The 16548-nt window shown below is 69.3% G+C and carries 12 protein-coding genes and 1 riboswitch; of the genes, 6 read left to right on the top strand and 6 right to left on the bottom strand.

The features are described from left to right. Window positions 1–6: 6 nt before the first annotated feature. From CQ040_RS19600 to nagB, 5 genes are all read left to right on the top strand, one after another. Entirely contained in the window at window positions 7–1224 is a 1218-nt protein-coding gene (locus CQ040_RS19600; protein WP_258131679.1) for an alanine racemase, read from the top strand. Further along, complete coding sequence (locus CQ040_RS19595; RefSeq protein WP_105528480.1) at window positions 1215–4481, top strand: family 20 glycosylhydrolase; 3267 nt, start codon at window positions 1215–1217, stop codon at window positions 4479–4481. The genes CQ040_RS19600 and CQ040_RS19595 overlap by 10 nt, the downstream gene beginning before the upstream one ends. A 79-nt stretch (window positions 4482–4560) precedes the next feature. Continuing rightward, window positions 4561–5748, top strand: a complete 1188-nt coding sequence (locus CQ040_RS19590; protein ID WP_028504001.1) for an ROK family transcriptional regulator — start codon at window positions 4561–4563, stop codon at window positions 5746–5748. A gap of 43 nt (window positions 5749–5791) precedes the next feature. Beyond that, on the top strand, window positions 5792–6757 hold the full coding sequence (locus CQ040_RS19585; protein WP_181157089.1) for an ROK family protein: 966 nt from the start codon (window positions 5792–5794) through the stop codon (window positions 6755–6757). After that, on the top strand, window positions 6750–7529 hold the full coding sequence (gene nagB / locus CQ040_RS19580; protein WP_105528481.1) for a glucosamine-6-phosphate deaminase: 780 nt from the start codon (window positions 6750–6752) through the stop codon (window positions 7527–7529). Before CQ040_RS19585 ends, nagB begins: the two co-directional genes overlap by 8 nt. A gap of 16 nt (window positions 7530–7545) precedes the next feature. Here nagB and CQ040_RS19575 read toward each other — a convergent pair whose 3' ends face one another. From CQ040_RS19575 to CQ040_RS19550, 6 genes are all read right to left on the bottom strand, one after another. Continuing rightward, entirely contained in the window at window positions 7546–7953 is a 408-nt protein-coding gene (locus tag CQ040_RS19575; RefSeq protein WP_105528482.1) for an NUDIX domain-containing protein, read from the bottom strand. Continuing rightward, window positions 7946–9310, bottom strand: coding sequence for an FAD-binding oxidoreductase (locus CQ040_RS19570; RefSeq protein ID WP_105528483.1), 1365 nt, complete (start codon window positions 9308–9310; stop codon window positions 7946–7948). Before CQ040_RS19570 ends, CQ040_RS19575 begins: the two co-directional genes overlap by 8 nt. Window positions 9311–9331: 21 nt before the next feature. After that, the gene (locus tag CQ040_RS19565; protein ID WP_028503996.1) at window positions 9332–9703 is read right to left on the bottom strand and encodes a YrdB family protein; all 372 of its coding nucleotides are present in this window, start codon (window positions 9701–9703) and stop codon (window positions 9332–9334) included. Between the two features lie 9 nt (window positions 9704–9712). Next, window positions 9713–11830, bottom strand: coding sequence for a sigma-70 family RNA polymerase sigma factor (locus CQ040_RS19560; protein ID WP_181157091.1), 2118 nt, complete (start codon window positions 11828–11830; stop codon window positions 9713–9715). A 467-nt stretch (window positions 11831–12297) separates the two neighbouring features. Then, window positions 12298–13470: an N-acetylglucosamine-6-phosphate deacetylase gene (nagA, locus tag CQ040_RS19555; RefSeq protein ID WP_105528485.1), complete on the bottom strand. Its 1173-nt coding sequence runs from the start codon at window positions 13468–13470 to the stop codon at window positions 12298–12300. Continuing rightward, window positions 13467–14978, bottom strand: a complete 1512-nt coding sequence (locus tag CQ040_RS19550; RefSeq protein WP_105528486.1) for a family 20 glycosylhydrolase — start codon at window positions 14976–14978, stop codon at window positions 13467–13469. The genes nagA and CQ040_RS19550 overlap by 4 nt, the downstream gene beginning before the upstream one ends. A gap of 107 nt (window positions 14979–15085) precedes the next feature. After that, window positions 15086–15170, top strand: a riboswitch (ZMP/ZTP riboswitch). Between the two features lie 37 nt (window positions 15171–15207). Between CQ040_RS19550 and glyA the strand changes: the two genes are divergently transcribed. After that, window positions 15208–16482 carry a serine hydroxymethyltransferase gene (glyA, locus tag CQ040_RS19545; protein WP_028503993.1) on the top strand — a complete coding sequence of 425 codons (1275 nt, stop codon included), beginning with the start codon at window positions 15208–15210 and terminating at the stop codon, window positions 16480–16482. Window positions 16483–16548: the final 66 nt, after the last annotated feature.

Raw genomic sequence — 16548 nt, 5'->3', positions numbered from 1 at the left:
TGTTAGATGCCTCTACAAATTCCGGATCCCGTTCTCGGCGCCTGGACGAAGGGCTTCCCGGCGCACGCTGTCGGTCTCCGTCTCTCGGAGGTCGCCGGTGCCGGTCTGCACCTCTCGGACCTGGTCACTCCGGTGCTGACCGTGCACGAGAGGGCCCTCACGCACAACGAGGAGACCGTCTTCGCGTGGGCGGAGCAGCAGGGGGTCCTGCTCGCGCCTCACGGCAAGACCACCATGGCACCGGCGCTCTGGCAGCGGCTTCTGGATGCGGGCGCCTGGGGCATATCGGTCGCGACGCCGTGGCAGGCCGAGGTCGCCGTCGATGCGGGTGTTCCGACCGTGCTCATCGCGAACTCCGTCACGGATCCCGCGGCAGTGCGTCGACTGGGCGAGCTGCTCGCCGCAGACGAGGGGCTGCGCGTGCTGTGCTGGGCGGACTCGCTCGACGGCGTGGCGATCCTCGCGAAGGGCATGCGCGATGCTGCGCGGCCGCTGGATGTGCTGGTCGAGCTCGGAGGAGCCCACGGTCGCACCGGAGCACGCACCGTCGAGGAAGGGGAGCGCATCGCGCAGGCCATCTCGGATTCCCCCGGCCTGCGTCTCGCGGGCGTCGCCGGATACGAGGGGCCGTTCGGACCTGACCGCAGCGAAACCTCCGTCACCGCCGTAGACGCGTACCTCCGCACGATCATCGAGCTGCACACGCGCCTCGAATACTCCGACGACGTGCGCCCCGTGCTCAGCGCCGGGGGGAGCTCGTTCCCCGACCGGGCAGCGGCGGTGCTCGCACCCGCGGGCGCCGAGGCGGATGTGGTCCTGCGCTCCGGCGCCTTCCAGATCCACGACGACGGCTTCTACTCCCGGATGTCGCCGTTCGGCGCGTTGACCGGGACCGCACCGCTCCGATCGGCGATGCACGCCTGGTCGCGAGTGGTGTCGCAGCCCGAAGAGGGCCTCGCGTTGCTCGATGCCGGTCGTCGGGACGTGCCCTTCGATCTCGATCTGCCGGTTCCGCAGAGCGTTGCGGGCGAGATCACCGCGCTGAACGATCAGCACGCGTTCCTGCGTCTCGCCGATGAGGCTTCGGTCGCGGTCGGCGACGTCGTGCGGCTCGGGCTCTCCCACCCCTGCACGGCCTTCGACAAGTGGCGTGTGGTCGCGGTGATCGATGATCCGGACGCCGCCGACCCCCGGGTGATCGGAGCGGTCGCGACATGCTTCTGAGTGCGGAGAAGGCTGCCGTCGGGCTCGTGCGGGTCTACCGCGGAGCGACAGTCATCGACGGGACCGGATCGTCTCGCTACATAGCCGATGTGGCGGTCGAGGGCGCCAGAGTCGTCGCGATCCTCCGCTCGGGAGTGGCCGCTGACGAGCTGGATCTCCCCGATGGTGCCGTGGAGGTCGACGCGACAGGTCTCATCCTCGCGCCCGGCTTCATCGACATGCACGCGCACAGTGAGCTCGCCGTGCTGAGCGGTGCCGCCCACGAGGCGAAGATCCGGCAGGGCGTCACGACCGAGGTGCTGGGCCAGGACGGCCTCGGCTACGCGCCGCTGGACGATGCCACGGCTGCCGTCATCCCCGCGCAGATCGCCGGTTGGAACGGCATGCCCGCCGACGTGCCATGGCGGACGATGGACGACCTTCTCACGGCGATCGACGCCGCAGCGGTCGCGAACGCCGCCGTTCTCGTCCCGCAGGGGAACCTGCGGATGATGGTCGTCGGCCATGAGAACCGTCCGGCGACGTCTGCCGAGATCTCCGCGATGGCCGACCTGCTGGGCCTCGCCCTGGATGCGGGAGCATTCGGGATGTCGAGCGGCCTCACCTACACGCCGGGGATGTATGCCGACACGGCGGAACTCGAAGCGCTGTGCCGGGTCGTGGCCGAGCGCGGCGGCTACTGGGCGCCGCACACCCGCAGCTACGGCGGGGGAGCGCTCGAGGCCTACCGGGAAGCGCTCGACATCGGGCGACGCACCGGCTGCCCGGTGCACCTCACGCACGCCACCATGAACTTCGCCCCGAACCGTGGCCGTGCCGCCGAGCTCCTGGCGCTGATCGACGCGGCGATCGCCGACGGGGTGGACGTCACGCTCGACACCTATCCGTACCTGCCGGGCGCCACCACGCTCGCCGCACTGCTGCCGAGTCGGCTGGCCGCGACCGGTGACCTGCTGCACGCCCTCGCCGAGCTCGACGCGGGCGGCCGGGAAGCGGTGCGGGTGGAGTTGGAGGAGGTCGGCTGCGACGGCTTCCACGGCGAGAAGGCGGACTGGACGCAGATCCAGATCTCCGGCGCGGCGAACCCCGCCCTCGCGGATCTCGTCGGGCGGACGGTTGCTGAGATCGCCGCCACGACCGGTCGCCGTGCCGTCGATGTGGTGATCGACACGATCATCGCTGATGCCGGTGCCACCGGCATCCTCATGCACATCGGCGATGAGGAGAACGTCCGTGCCATCATGCGCCATCCGCAGCACGCCGGCGGCAGCGACGGGATCCTGATCGGGGCTCGACCGCACCCCCGCGGGCGCGGCACGTTCCCGCGGTACCTCGGGCACTATGTGCGCGAGCTCGGCATCCTCACGTGGGAGGAGGCCGTGCGCCACCTGGCCGGAACGCCTGCCAGGCGTCTGGGGCTCGACCGCGGAGATGCTCCACGCGGCATCATCCGGGAGGGCGCGACCGCGGATCTGGTGCTGTTCGACCCGGAGACCATCGCGGCCGGTGCGACCTTCGACGCCCCTTTCGCCATCCCGCACGGCATCGTCGAGGTGCTGGTCGGCGGCACGCCTGTGGTGTCAGAGGGTGACGTGACCGGGAGCACGCCCGGTCGCGCACTGCGGATGCCGCCCCCGGCCCACCGTTCGACCGTGCCGCTCGTCGCTTCCCGCATCGACTCGATGGTCCCCGGTTTCGCATGGTCCGAGGGGACCCCGATCCTCGCCTCATCCGAGCTCGCCGCCTCAGTCGCCCGGCTGGGTGGAGGCGGTGGCGATGAGGGACTGCGGCCGATCCGTCTGGTGATCGACGAGGCCCTCGGCACGGATGCCGCATCGGCGGGTCGCATCGGCGCAGAGGCCTTCCGGGTGAGGGTGAGCGCCTCCGCCATCGAGGTCAGCGGTGCGAGTCCCGCCGGCGTGTACCGGGGCGCCACGACGCTGCGGCAGCTCCGGGATCCGGATGCCGAGACGGCGTTGATCCCGGCCGGCGTGTGGGAAGGATCGCCTGCGTACAGCTGGCGCGGGACCATGCTCGACGTCGCCAGGCACTTCCGGCCCGTCGATGACGTCCGGCGACTGATCGACCTCCTCGCCGACCACCATCTCAACGTCCTGCACCTGCACCTCACCGACGACCAGGGGTGGCGCTTCGAGGTGCCGGGCTTCCCGCGTCTCACGGAGGTCGGAGCGCGCCGGGAGTCGACCCAGCTCGGACACGGGCCGCTCTCGCGCGTCGAGCCCGGCGTGCACGAGGGCTTCTACACGACCGCGGAGTTGCGCGATCTCGTCGCCTACGCACACGAGCGCTTCGTGACCCTCGTGCCGGAGGTTGAGCTGCCCGGACACATCCAGGCGGGCCTTGCCGCCTACCCCGAACTCGGCAACGTCGACGTCGGGGATGCCGTCACCTCCGCCTGGGAGCGCTTCGGCGTCAATCCGCGCACGCTCGCGCCGACGGACGCATCGCTGGCGTTCGGGCGTGCAGTGATCGACGCCCTGTGTGACGTGTTCGATTCGGAGTGGATCGGGATCGGCGGAGATGAAGTGCCGGTGACCGAATGGGCGCAGAGCGCGGCAGCCTCCGAACGGATGCGTGAGCTCGATCTGGACACTCCGCATGACGTGCAGCCGTGGTTCACGGCTCATTTCGTCGCGCACGTTCGTTCCCGCGGGCGCACGGCGCTCGCGTGGGATGAGGTTCTCGAGGGAGACGTCCCCGAGGGGGTGCGCATTCTTGCGTGGCGCGGCGCTGCGGCGATGCGTGAGGCGCTGCGCCGGGGGATCGAGGTCGTGGCGTGCCCCGACCTGGAGGTGTACCTCGACTACCCGCAGTCGGAGTCTGAGGAGGAGCCGATCAGGGTCGGCCCACCGCTGACGATCGAGCGTGCCTACACGCTGCGCGTCGAGGAGGGCGCGGTCGGCGGCCAGGCGAACGTCTGGAGCGAGCACCTGCCCACCAGGGATCGCGTCGACTTCGCGATGTTCCCGCGTCTGGCGGCGATCGCCGAGCGGTTGTGGGAAGGGGGCGATCCGGCACCGTACGAGGGGTTCGGACGGCGCCTGAGCACGCACCTGCGACGGCTCGCTGCGGCAGGCGTGCGGTATCGTCCCCTGGACGGGCCTGAGCCCGGACAGCGCCGCCCAGGGGTGCCGGGGAAGCCTCTCACGATCGAGGCTCGGGAGAAGATCGTCGCGGGGTTGGTGGAGCGTCTCATCGAACGCTCGAACACGCTCGCCGCCGGCGATCGAAAGTAATGTAACGTTTCGGTAACCCTCGCCGCGCGTCCGCGGGCAGAGGTTGCGCAAATTTTGTTCGTAAGGTCTACTAACAAACATGTCCGTTTCGGATGAACAGCGTTCCGCATCGCCGTCAGAGTACGCCGGTGCGAATGCGCACGCCTTCGGCCCAGGGCGCCACCTGCGCTCGCGATCCAAGGTGCTTCCCGAGCACGCGCGAGGGCACAACCGCGCATTGGTGCTCCAGACGCTGTATCACGCGGGAGCGATGAGCCGCGCTGACCTCTCTCGCGAGACGGGCCTGACCAGGGTCACGATCTCCGACCTGGTCGCCGAGTTCATCGCCGACGGCATCGTCATCGAGATGGGCGTGCGTGAAGCGGTCGGCCCTGGCAAGCCGCCGATCCTCATCGACATCGACCGCTTCGGCCACCAGATCGTCGGCCTCGACCTCTCCGGTCCCAGTGCGTTCACCGGTGCGGTGCTGAGCCTCGACGGCGATGTGCTCGAACGCCGTGAGGTACCGCGTCCGGATTCCCCCGACGGCGAGGCGGCATATGCGGCCCTGCGGGAGCTCGCACAGGCCCTGGTCGCCGCCTCGACCCAGCCGCTGCTCGGTGTGGGCATCGGGGCTCCCGGCGTCGTGCGTCCTGACGGTGTCGTTCTCAGTTCGCCGAACCTCGGCTGGACGAACTTCCCGCTCGAGGCGAAGCTGAGCGTCGACCTCGATCTGCCGGTGCTCGCTCGTAACGACGCCAACGCGGCTGTGCTCGCCGAGTACACCTTCGGCGACGCGAAAGCCGACTTCATGCTGATCAAGATCGGCAGGGGTGTCGGGGCCGGGCTCATCACCGGTAGCCAGCCGCTGCTCGGCAGCCGTTTCGCGGCAGGGGAGATCGGCCACGTCGTGGTCGGGACCGACGGCGGACCGCGCTGCGCCTGTGGCAAAGACGGCTGTCTCGAGGCCTGGCTCAGCGTCAGTCGCCTGCGCGAGGCGCTCGCTGCCGACCCCGATGCCCGCGACGAGATCCTTCGCGACGCCGGCATCCGCATGGCGATCGGCATCGCGCCGATCGTCGCGGCTCTCGACCTCTCGGAGGTCGTGGTCTCAGGGCCCGCCGACCTGCTCGACGGCGTCCTGATCGATGCCGCGATCGAGACACTTCATGCGCGGACCCTCGAGGGCGTCTTCGAAGACGTCGTCGTACGCCTGACGCATCAGGACGACATCGTCCTGCGCGGGGCCGCCGTGATGGTGCTCTCCGGACAGCTGGGAGTGTCGTGATCGTCACCTCCACCATGACCGGCACGGCGGGGAGCGGCATCCGATGACGGGTGCGGGCACTGCCGACCGCCTCGGTCGGCAGATTCGTGTGGGCCTGGACGTCGGCGGCACCAAGATCGACGCGGTGGCCGTGGACCCTTCCGGCGACATCCGCGGGCGCCTCCGCCGACCGACCGGGTGGGGCGACGATGCTGTGGTCGAGAGCATCGTGACCGCAGTGACGGCCCTCGCCGACGAGAGTGGATTCCCGCTCTCCGACGTCGGCTCCGTGGGCATCGGCATCCCCGGACTCGTCGACGCCGAGGCCGGGCGCGTGGATCACGCGGTCAACCTCGGCGTGGAGTCGCTGGACCTCGCAGTCAGAGCGGAGCATGCCCTCGGTGTGCCCTTCCGGGTCGAGAACGATGTGAAGGCGGCCGCCCTCGGCGCGGCCGTGCTGAGCGGAGTCGCCGGGTCGATGGCGTATCTGAACCTCGGCACCGGGGTCGCGGCCGGAATCGTGATCGACGGACGCATCTGGCGCGGTTCTCGGGGAACGGCCGGCGAGGTCGGCCATCTCTCGGTCGACCCGCGCGGACGCCTCTGCGGCTGCGGACAGCACGGATGCGTCGAGACGTTCTGCGGCGGTGGCGCCCTGGCCAAGGCCTGGGGGCGTCCGGGCGCACTGCCGATCAGGGACATCTTCGACGCGGCCGATGCCGGCGATCCGCTGGCTCTCGCGCTCCGCGACGACCTCTACCACGGGGCTGCGGCAGCCGTGCGCGTCCTCGTGCTCTCGGCCGACGTCGAGACCGTCGTCATCGGGGGAGGGCTCACCGCTCTCGGTGCACGGCTCGAGAACGGCATCCGCGCTGCTCTGCACGCCGGCGCGGAGGCGTCACCGTTCATGCGGTCGCTCCGCCTGGATGAGAGAATCGAACTGCTTCCGGCGGGGTCGCCCGCCGCCGCTTTCGGCGCCGCACTGGTCGGCGCATCCATCACCGAGAAGGAGATCGTTCCGCATGGCTGAGGTCGTCATCGTCGAGAATGCCGAGGCCGCCGGCGCTTTGGTCGCCACCGAGATCGTGGAGCTGATCGAGCGTCGTCGTGACGCCGTTCTGGGGCTTGCCACCGGATCGACACCGCTGCCCGTCTATCAGGCTCTGCGCACCCGGCTCGCGGGCCGCGACGTGTCGCAGGTGCGAGGTTTCGCCCTCGACGAGTACGTCGGCATCGACCCGGCGCACCCGGAGAGCTACCGATCGGTCATCACGCGCGAGGTCGTGGAGCCGCTCGGACTCGACCCGCGACGCATCCACGTCCCCAACGGCGCGCAGGCGACGATCCAGCATGCGGGCGACGACTACGAGACGGCCATCGATGCTGCCGGCGGCGTCGACCTGCAGATCCTCGGCATCGGCACCGACGGACACATCGGCTTCAACGAGCCCGGTTCGTCCTTCGCCTCCCGGACGCGTGTGAAGACGCTCACCGAGCAGACCCGCGAGGACAACGCCCGCTTCTTCGACTCGATCGACGACGTGCCCATGCACTGCATCACGCAGGGTCTGGGAACGATCCTGAAGGCGCGTCACCTCGTCCTGCTCGCGTTCGGTGAGGGCAAGGCCGCGGCGGTCGCCGGTGCTGTCGAGGGCCCCCTCACGGCGCTCCTGCCCGGTTCGGCGATCCAGCTGCACCCGCACGCGACGATCGTCGTCGACGAAGCGGCGGCATCGCAGCTCGCGCTCGCGGACTACTACCGCTACACGTTCGCCAACAAGCCCGCTTGGCAGGGCATCTGAGGCAGCTCCGGCGGGCTCAGCCCGCCGACGTGGGCCAGGCGATCGGCAGCAGGTGTTCGACGCTCAGCGGCGCCAGCGGCAGCGTCGTGACATCGGCCGGCGTGATCCAACGCAGCTCTGCGAGCTCTGCCTGAACGGTTACGGCGTCGGGGGCGACAGATGCCGCGAAGGCCTCGGCGACGACACGATGCCCCGGCTCGTTGGCAGCCTCCGACACGAACGTTCCGAGTGGACGGAGGTCGGCTTCCTCGAGCACGACTCCGAGCTCCTCGTCCAGCTCCCGGATGAGCGTCTGCGCGGCGGACTCACCGGGCTCGGGCTTGCCGCCGGGCTGCATGAACCGCGTCGTGCCCTGTTTGCGGACGACAAGAACACGGCCTTCCTCGTCGACGATCACGGCCGCACTCACATGGATGTCAGGCATCTGGACTGAAGACCTTTCCGGGGTTGAGGATGCCGAGGGGATCGAACACTCGGGCGATCTGACGCTGGAGGTGCCACTGGTCCTCGCCCAGTTCATCGGCGAGCCAGCGGCGTTTCAGGACTCCGATACCGTGTTCGCCGGTCAGGGTGCCCCCGAGTCGGATCGCGGCGCGGAAGAGCTCATCGGCGGCCGCCCACACGTGCGCCGGCGTCTCCGAGCCCTCGAAGACGAAGTTCGGGTGCAGGTTGCCGTCACCGGCGTGCGCGACGGTCGGGATCGCGAGGCCGTATTCGCTTTCGATGCGTGCGATCTCGTCGAACATCGCCGGCATGGCACTGCGCGGTACCGAGACGTCTTCGATCAGGGTCGTGCCCAGCGACGCCATCGCGGCGTGCATGGAGCGACGGATCGCGAGGAGGCGCTCGCCCTCCTCGCGATCGTGCGTGACGGTCGTGATGCCGTCGTGGGCGCGCAGGATCGCGGCGATCGTCTCTGCCTCGATCCCGGCAGCCGGACCATCGGTCTGAATCGTCAGCTGGGCGGCACCAGGGGTGGGCGAGGGGAGAGCGAGGAGCGCGTGCACGGCCGCGAGACTCGCCGCATCCATCAGTTCCATGATCGCCGGCTGTACTCCGGCGGCGGTCACCGCGGCGGCTGCCGCGGCAGCGCCTCGTACTCCGGGGAAGGTCGCGGTGATGGTGCACGTCGCACCCGGCACGAGTCTGCGCAGCTTGAGGGTTGCGCCGACCACCACTCCGAGTGTGCCTTCTGAGCCGACGACGAGCGCGGTCAGGTCGAGACCCGTCACGCCCTTGACGCTGCGGTGTCCGAGGTGCAGCAGCCTGCCGTCGGCGAGGACGAGATCGACTCCGAGCACGGCATCGCGCACGACACCGTACTTGGCGCAGAGCAGGCCGCCCGCGCCGGTCGCTATGTTGCCGCCGACCGTCGAGATGTCGCGGCTGGCGGGGTCCGGTGCCCACCACAGGCCGTGCTGGGCGAGTTCGGCGTTGAGGTCGGCGTTCAGGATGCCGGGCTCGACGACAGCGAGCAGATCGTCCTGGCGCACTTCATGGATAGCGGTCATCCGCCGCAGCGACAGCGCGATCTCACCGGTGCCCGCGTTGGCGGCACCGGCGAGGCCGGTGCCGGCACCGCGGACGACGACCGGCGTGCGCGTCGCGGTGGCGATGCGCATGGTCTCCTGCACGTGCTCGATCCGCTCCGCATGCACGACGGCGATCGGCCGACCGGCTGCGGAATGGCCTGAGCGATCGGCCCTGGCCTGCTCGAGCGAAGCCTCGCTGACGTCGACGAGCGCGCCGAGCGACTCCTGGAGGAGCGACAGGACGCTCACAAGGTGCTCACGACGGAAGTCTCACGACAGGGCGCGTCGACCGCTGAGGACTCCGGCGACGACGGCGACGAGGGCGAAGGCGGTGCCGATCAATGCCTGGCCCATCGACCACCAGGCGATCGTGACGCCGACGTAGATCAACAGTTCGACGGCCGCTCGCAGGAACGGGTGCACGCGCAGAACCGGCCGCGGCGAGAGGAACAGTGCCCAGATCAGGATCACGATGACGGGTGCTCCGACGCCGAAGATGATGTTCCACGGCAGTTCCCAGCTGGCGAAACCCCACAGTGCGAGGGAAGCCACCGCGACGACCAGCACGATGGTGCGGACGATGTCGAGGGCGGAGATGACCGGGCGGTCGACGCCGGGAACGGGAGCAGGATCCGAGGACATGGATCCAGTCTATTCGGCGACGGCGGCGTCCTCAGCCGGGGCGACGACCGGCTCGGTGGTGTGTGCGACATCGTCCGTCTGGGCCGTGAGCGGTGCCGGCTCGACGGGAGCGGCCGGCTCTGCCTCGACGGGAGAGGGTGCTGCGGGCACGACTGGCTCCGGTGCGACCTCGGTCGGTGCGACAGGTGCCGGTGCGTTCTCGGTCGGAGTTCCGACCGAGGTGAGCGCCTCGTCGACCGGCGCGGAGCCGTCAGGTGTCTCTTCAGCCGGGGTTTCTTCGGCCGGGACCTCTTCGACCGGGGGCACTTCAGCCGGGACCTCTTCGACCGGGGGCTCTTCGATCGGGAGGTCGATGCCAGGGCGGTTGGGCTGCAGAGCGAGCAAGGACGTGTCGACGAACGGGGCGTCGACCGTTTCCAGGACGTATCGGAAGGTGACCCTCGTCGTCTCCGCGAAGAAGAAGTACTGCAACAGGTCGGGGCGGAGGTCGATCGACCCTGCTCCGGTGTCGTCGAGGACGATGGTGCTGCCGCCGCGGTGGCTGCCGTCGAGAAGCGCCTCGACCGTGGCGCCCGGCATGCCCGTGATCGGCACGAGGTAGTGGATCGCGATACCCTGCGCATCCTCCGTGAAAGTGATCGTCGCCGTCGTCCACGTCGGCGCTTCCGTGGGAACCTCCGGGTCCACGGGGTCCACGGGGTCGACCGGGTCCACGGGATCGACGGGGTCCACGGGATCGACGGGCTTCGCGGGTTCGACCGGGTTCGTGGGCGGCACGACGACAGGTGGTGGCGTGACAGCGGGACCGCTCTGGTCTGCCCCGGGCTGAGAGTTGTGGTCCTCCGCGGGAGGCGCGGGTGTCTCCTCGGGCACGGTGACAGGCGGTTCGATGATGACGGGCTCGTCGAGGCTCAGCGTCTCGTCCGGTCCGACGTCAGCGGAGATCGACGACGGATCCTCATCTCCGGCGTTCGGAAGCGAGGTCGCGGGATCTGCGCCGGCGAGCCCGGGGATGATCGTCGCTGCGGCGACGACGCCGGCGACCACCAGCGCCGCAGAGCCCACTCCGACGAGTGCACCGATTCCGGTGAACACGCCTCCCGAGGCTCCTGCGCCCGCAGAAGAACCAGCGGTGCCACCGGCTGAGCCGCCGGCGCCGGAACCCGATCCGCCGGTACCCGCGGCACCGGAACCCGATCCGGCCGCGCCGGAACCCGAGCCGCCGGAGGTGACGAGGCCGGTCGCTGCGTGCCCCGCGCCTGAGTCACCGGCGAACACCGCGCCGGGGATGGTCGACGACATGCCGGCCAGAGCGACGATCGGCGTTCCCGCGCCCTGCAGCGTGGCGAGGTAGCCGGCCGCGCCGGTGACGCCGAGCACGAGGGGCAGAAGCACGAGGGCGAGGCGCTTGGAGACGTCTTTCGCCTCTGCGGCGACGATCATGCACCGCGCGCATTCGTCGAGGTGCAGCTCGAGTCGCTTGTGGTCACGCGTGCTGAGGTTGCCGCGAGAGTAAGCACCCAGGTGCTCGATCGTCCACTGGCACTCAGAGCCGTCGGCAGCGCTGCGCAGATGAGCCTGGATCCACGCCTCACGGAGGCCTTCGCGGGCGCGGAAGGCCAACTGCGACACCGCGCCGGCCTTCATCCCGAGGAGAGGCCCGACTTCCTGCGGCTTCATCTGCTCGATCTCGGTGTACCAGAGCACCTCCTGCCAGCGGGAGGGAAGGCTGCGGAATGCCTGCGCGGTCAGGCTCCGATCGAGCGCCTCGCTCGCGGCCTGGTCGGTGGTGTCGGGGTCGGCGACCGTGTCGAGCTCATCGATCGCGGTCTCGCGGCGGGCGCGTCCCCAACCTGCCGCCGTGTTGCGGATGCTCGTGAAGAGGTAAGCGCGGAAGGATCCGTTGGGTCCGCCGCCCTTGATGATCGCCTGATAGATGCGTGTGTAGGACTCCTGCACGAGGTCGTCGGGATCGATCGACGAGGTGACCGAACGTGCAACGGACAACCCCGACGGGTAATGCCGTCGCCAGAGTTCACCGAACGCCTCCGTGTCTCCCGAACGGGTGCGGAGGATCAGGTCGGCATCGCCGATCGTTTCGTCGTGAGTCGTGTTCTCTTCGTGCACAATCATCAATCTGTCGCCGGGCGCAGGTGCGCCTCCACAGGGAGAGACGCATGAGAGCGCCTCTCATCACGCGACTTCCTCATTCTCTCGTGAATCTCCCAGGGAAGCCACCCTTTCCCCGGAACTCCGAGCCGATACCCGGGTTCGGTGATCCGTAGCCGCGACGGGGTCGGGTGGGTGATCGGACGATTCAGAAGTTTTTCGAGAAGTTGCGTAATGAATCGGGATGGGCTTCGTCTCATCCCATAGAGACAGCCGTGCGAATTCCACCGGGGGGCGGGATTCGGGCACTGGTGCGGGGGGCATTCGCACTGGACGGGTGGGCCGGGAGCCTCGGGGGAGGAGTCCTCGGCCCACCGTCTCAAGAGGGGGAATGAGGCCGCCGATCTGGGGAACGGCGGCCTCCCACCTCATCACATGAACGACCGGAGAGCGCAGAGCTGCGCGTCGCGCGCTGTGCTGCTCTCTCAGACGAGCAGCCGTGGTCCCGACCACACCCGCGCGACGCGCAGTTCCGCATCCAGCAGTACGGCATCGCCGAGCATGCCGGAGCGCAGGCTTCCGAGAGCGGTATCGCGCCCGACGGCTCGCGCCGGAGTCTCGGTCAGCGCACGGACCGCCTCGGGGAGCGCTACACCTGCCTGCACCGCCCGTTGCAACGCCACGTCCTGCGTGAGCGTCGATCCGGCGATCGATCCGGTGTCATCGGCTCTCGCCACGCCGTTCTCGACCGTGACACTCACGGCTCCGAGATCGTAGTGGCCGTCGGCGCTGCCGGCCGCAGCCATCGCGTCGGTGATCAGAGCCACCCGACCGGGCGCGGAGTCGAACACGAGTTTGATGACGTGCGGGTCGAGGTGCACGTTGTCGGCGATGGCCTCCAGCACGACGCGATGATCGGCCGCAGCTGCCAGCACCGGCCCCGGAGCGCGGTGATGAATGCCCGGCATGGCATTGAACGCGTGCGTGAGGATCGACGCCCCGGCCTCGAACGCGGCGACCGCCATCGCTGCGTCCGCGTCCGTGTGGCCGACGGCCGCGGCGGATCCTGCCGCGACGATCTGTCGAATCGCATCGAGGCCGCCTGGAAGCTCAGGCGCGATCGTGACCTGACGCACCGTGCCGCGACCGGCGTCGAGCAGGCGAGCGACATCGGCCGCGACCGGATGACGCAGCAGCGACGGTTCGTGCGCCCCGTGGTGGCCGGGGTCGAGGAAAGGGCCCTCGAGGTGCGAGCCCAGGATGTCGGCTTCCGTCTCGGTCAGGTCGGCGATGATCGCGACGTCGCGGGCGAGTGACTCCAGCGACGCGGTGACGAGCGAGACGACCGCGCGGGTGGTGCCGTGCGTGCGGTGCAGGTCGCGTCCGGTGCGGATAGCCTCCACTCCGTCGTCGAAAGAGGCTCCTGCGCCGCCATGCCCGTGGATGTCGATGAAACCCGGGGTCAGTAGAGCGCCGGGACCGGCGACAGCCGTCGCATCGACGACGTCATCGGCCGGAGTCCACGACGATCCCGTGCCGCGGGCGGCGACGACGCCATTCTCGATGCGGACCCAGCCGTCGTCGACGGCTTCGCCGCGATCGATGATCCGTGCGGAGTGGATGACCAGCGAACCGGTCGCGGAGGAGTGGGTGCTCAACGTGCGCTCCAGGGGATCTCGTCTGCGGGATGGAAGTCGACCCCCTCAGCCTTCCACAGCGGTGCGAGCGAGCCGACCCGCACGCGGAACGATTCCCAGATGCGCTCCGGAGCCTCCCGCGGCGACCAGGCGACCTCGGCCTGGGCGGCAGCGCGGGGGAAGACCAGCTGCTCGACCTCGCCGAGCGTGCGAGTCGTCTCGGACCACAGCGGGGCCTCGACACCGAGGATCGCGGTGTCCGGCACGTCGAGGACCGCAGTGGGCTCCCACTCATAGGCGGTGCGGACGTCGATGATCGCCGCCCAGGTGAGTCCGAGGGGGAAATCCTCGTCGTACTTCATGTCGAGATAGGTGACGTCCGCTGCCGACATGATGAGTGCGCCGCCGCGCTCGACGAAGTGGACGGCCTCCTCGGCATGCGTGCCCTCCGGCGTGGTCTTGCCCCAGTACTGTCCGACCGTGCCCTCTGCGATGTTCGCGGCGGAACCCATCTCGTGCCAGGCGACCGGGATCTTGCCGGCTTCGACGACGATCGCGGTCGCGCGCTCGGCGAACAGGTCGAAGTCGGCCTGCGGGGTGCCGAGCGACTCGTCGCCGCCGATGTGGATGTACGGTCCTGGCGTCATCTCGGCGAGTTCGCGGACCACGTCGCGCACGAAGTCGTAGGTGCGCTCCTCATGGATGCGGACGCTGGAGTGACCGACGCCCCAGCCGAGGTACGTCTCGCCGGCCACGGGCAGCGGCTGACCGAGGCGGGCGGACTCGGCGATGAGGTTGTCGTTGAGCACCGGTGCCTCGACGAGCTCGGGGTAGGCCACACCGATCGCGTGCGTGTGGCCGGGGAGGTCGATCTCGGGGATGACGATCATGTGGCGCGATGCGGCGTATGCCACGATCTCGCGGTAGTCGTCCTTCGTGTAGAAGCCGCCGGGGTCACCGTTCGCCGATGTTGCGGCCGCCCGCTCGGTCAGCAGCGGCCAGGAGTCGATGTGCACGCGCCATCCCTGATCGTCGCTGAGGTGCAGGTGCAGGTGATTGAACTTGAGTGCGCTCGTGCTGTCGATGAACTTCTTCACATCGTCGACGCCGAAGAAGTGCCGTGCGACGTCGAGCATGACGCCACGTCGCGCAAAGCGCGGGGAGTCGGCGACGTCGGCGCCGAGCAGCGCCCAACCGGAGTCGTCCTGGCGCAGAAGCTGCAGCAGGGTCTGGATGCCGTAGAAGAGTCCTGCCTCGTCGGCGCCGACGACGACAGCTCGATCACCGATCTCGAGCGTGTAGCCCTCGGGTGCGGAGGAGGTCGGGTCCACGAGCAGTTCGATCTCGGCGGGAGCCTCGTCGGCGACGGACAGCCTGATGCCGGTCCTGCGCTCGACCGCCTCGATCAGCTGCGCGGCGGCGGGGGAGGAGCCGAGCACGCGCGTCGTCGCGGTGATCGGCATGCGTCCTTCCCGTGCGGTGGCTGACACGGGCGCAGGTACGAGTGGAAGAGGATGAGGAAGGACCATGAACAAAACCTACCCGTCGTCGCCGTCCAGCGGAATGGGGGAAGTCGAATCGATTCTGCAACGGTCGTCCGCACTCCAGCGTTCACGACGGCTGGCATCCGCTATGCTCGTACCGTCGCGACTGGCGTCTGGGTGGACTACCACCGGGGAGCGACTGACCACGGAATTCGACCGCGCGCCTGGGCCGATAGGAACACCCCTTTCGAATCCGTAGTCAGAGGAGCATGTCATGACCGACCGTTACTTCAACGCCCCGCTTTCCGAGGTCGATCCCGAGATCGCACAGGTCCTGGACCGTGAGCTGAAGCGCCAGCAGACCTTCCTCGAGATGATCGCCTCGGAGAACTTCGTTCCCGTCTCGATCCTGCAGTCGCAGGGGTCGGTGCTCACGAACAAGTACGCCGAGGGCTACCCCGGCCGCCGTTACTACGGCGGCTGCGAAGAGGTCGACGTCGCCGAATCCCTCGCGATCGAGCGGGCGAAGAGCCTGTTCGGCGCCGAGTTCGCGAACGTGCAGCCGCATTCGGGTGCCTCCGCGAACGCCGCCGTGCTGCACGCGATCGCCCGCCCCGGCGACACGCTGCTCGGTCTGTCGCTCGACCAGGGCGGCCACCTCACGCACGGCATGAAGATCAACTTCTCGGGCCGTCTCTACGACATCGTCGCCTACGGCGTGGACCCCGAGACCTCGACCATCGACATGGCAGAGGTTCGCCGCCTCGCGATCGAGCACAAGCCGAAGGTCATCATCGCCGGCTGGTCGGCATACCCGCGCACGATGGACTTCGCGGCGTTCCGCGAGATCGCCGACGAGGTCGGGGCGCTGCTCTGGGTCGACATGGCGCACTTCGCGGGGCTGGTCGCCGCGGGTCTGCACCCGAACCCGGTGCCCCACGCTCACGTCGTCTCCTCGACCGTGCACAAGACGATCGGTGGGCCGCGCTCGGGCTTCATCCTCACCAACGACGCCGAGCTCGCCAAGAAGATCAACACCGCGGTGTTCCCCGGCCAGCAGGGCGGACCGCTCATGCACGTGATCGCCGCGAAGGCGACCGCGTTCAAGCTCGCGGGTACGCCTGAGTTCAAGGAGCGTCAGGAGCGGGTGCTGCGCGGTGCCAAGCTCATCGCGGAGCGCCTCTCCCAGCAGGACGTGAAGGATGCCGGCATCGCAGTGCGCTCCGGTGGAACGGACGTCCACCTCGTCCTGGTCGACCTGCGCGACGCCGAGATCGACGGCAAGCAGTCAGAAGACCTGCTGCACGACATCCACATCACGGTGAACCGCAACGCCGTCCCGAACGACCCGCGCCCGCCGATGGTGACTTCGGGTCTTCGTATCGGCACGCCGGCGCTCGCGACCCGCGGCTTCGGCGACGTCGAGTTCACCGAGGTGGCCGACATCATCGCGCTCGCCCTGCTGCCCGGTGCCGACGTCGAGTCGCTGCGTGCCCGCGTCGACGCGCTGACCGCCGCATTCCCCCTGTACCCCACCCTCCAGCAGTAACCCCCCCCGCCCCGTCCCGCCCCCTCTCGTCTCGCGCGAGTGCACGGGATGCTGCCGAGTGCACGG

This window comes from Microbacterium sp. MYb54 (genome assembly GCF_002979515.1).
Taxonomy (GTDB): domain Bacteria; phylum Actinomycetota; class Actinomycetes; order Actinomycetales; family Microbacteriaceae; genus Microbacterium.
The sequence above is the reverse complement of the archived record's forward strand: the minus strand, read 5'-3'. Positions and strand labels throughout refer to the sequence as shown.

Excerpts from the sequence above, each read along its gene's own strand:
- CQ040_RS19600 (WP_258131679.1), top strand. The coding sequence starts at position 7 with ATGCCTCTACAAATTCCGGATCCCGTTCTCGGCGCCTGGACGAAGGGC.
- CQ040_RS19595 (WP_105528480.1), top strand. The coding sequence starts at position 1,215 with ATGCTTCTGAGTGCGGAGAAGGCTGCCGTCGGGCTCGTGCGGGTCTAC.
- CQ040_RS19590 (WP_028504001.1), top strand. The coding sequence starts at position 4,561 with ATGTCCGTTTCGGATGAACAGCGTTCCGCATCGCCGTCAGAGTACGCC.
- CQ040_RS19585 (WP_181157089.1), top strand. The coding sequence starts at position 5,792 with ATGACGGGTGCGGGCACTGCCGACCGCCTCGGTCGGCAGATTCGTGTG.
- nagB (WP_105528481.1), top strand. The coding sequence starts at position 6,750 with ATGGCTGAGGTCGTCATCGTCGAGAATGCCGAGGCCGCCGGCGCTTTG.
- CQ040_RS19575 (WP_105528482.1), bottom strand. The coding sequence starts at position 7,953 with ATGCCTGACATCCATGTGAGTGCGGCCGTGATCGTCGACGAGGAAGGC.
- CQ040_RS19565 (WP_028503996.1), bottom strand. The coding sequence starts at position 9,703 with ATGTCCTCGGATCCTGCTCCCGTTCCCGGCGTCGACCGCCCGGTCATC.
- CQ040_RS19550 (WP_105528486.1), bottom strand. The coding sequence starts at position 14,978 with ATGGTCCTTCCTCATCCTCTTCCACTCGTACCTGCGCCCGTGTCAGCC.
- glyA (WP_028503993.1), top strand. The coding sequence starts at position 15,208 with ATGACCGACCGTTACTTCAACGCCCCGCTTTCCGAGGTCGATCCCGAG.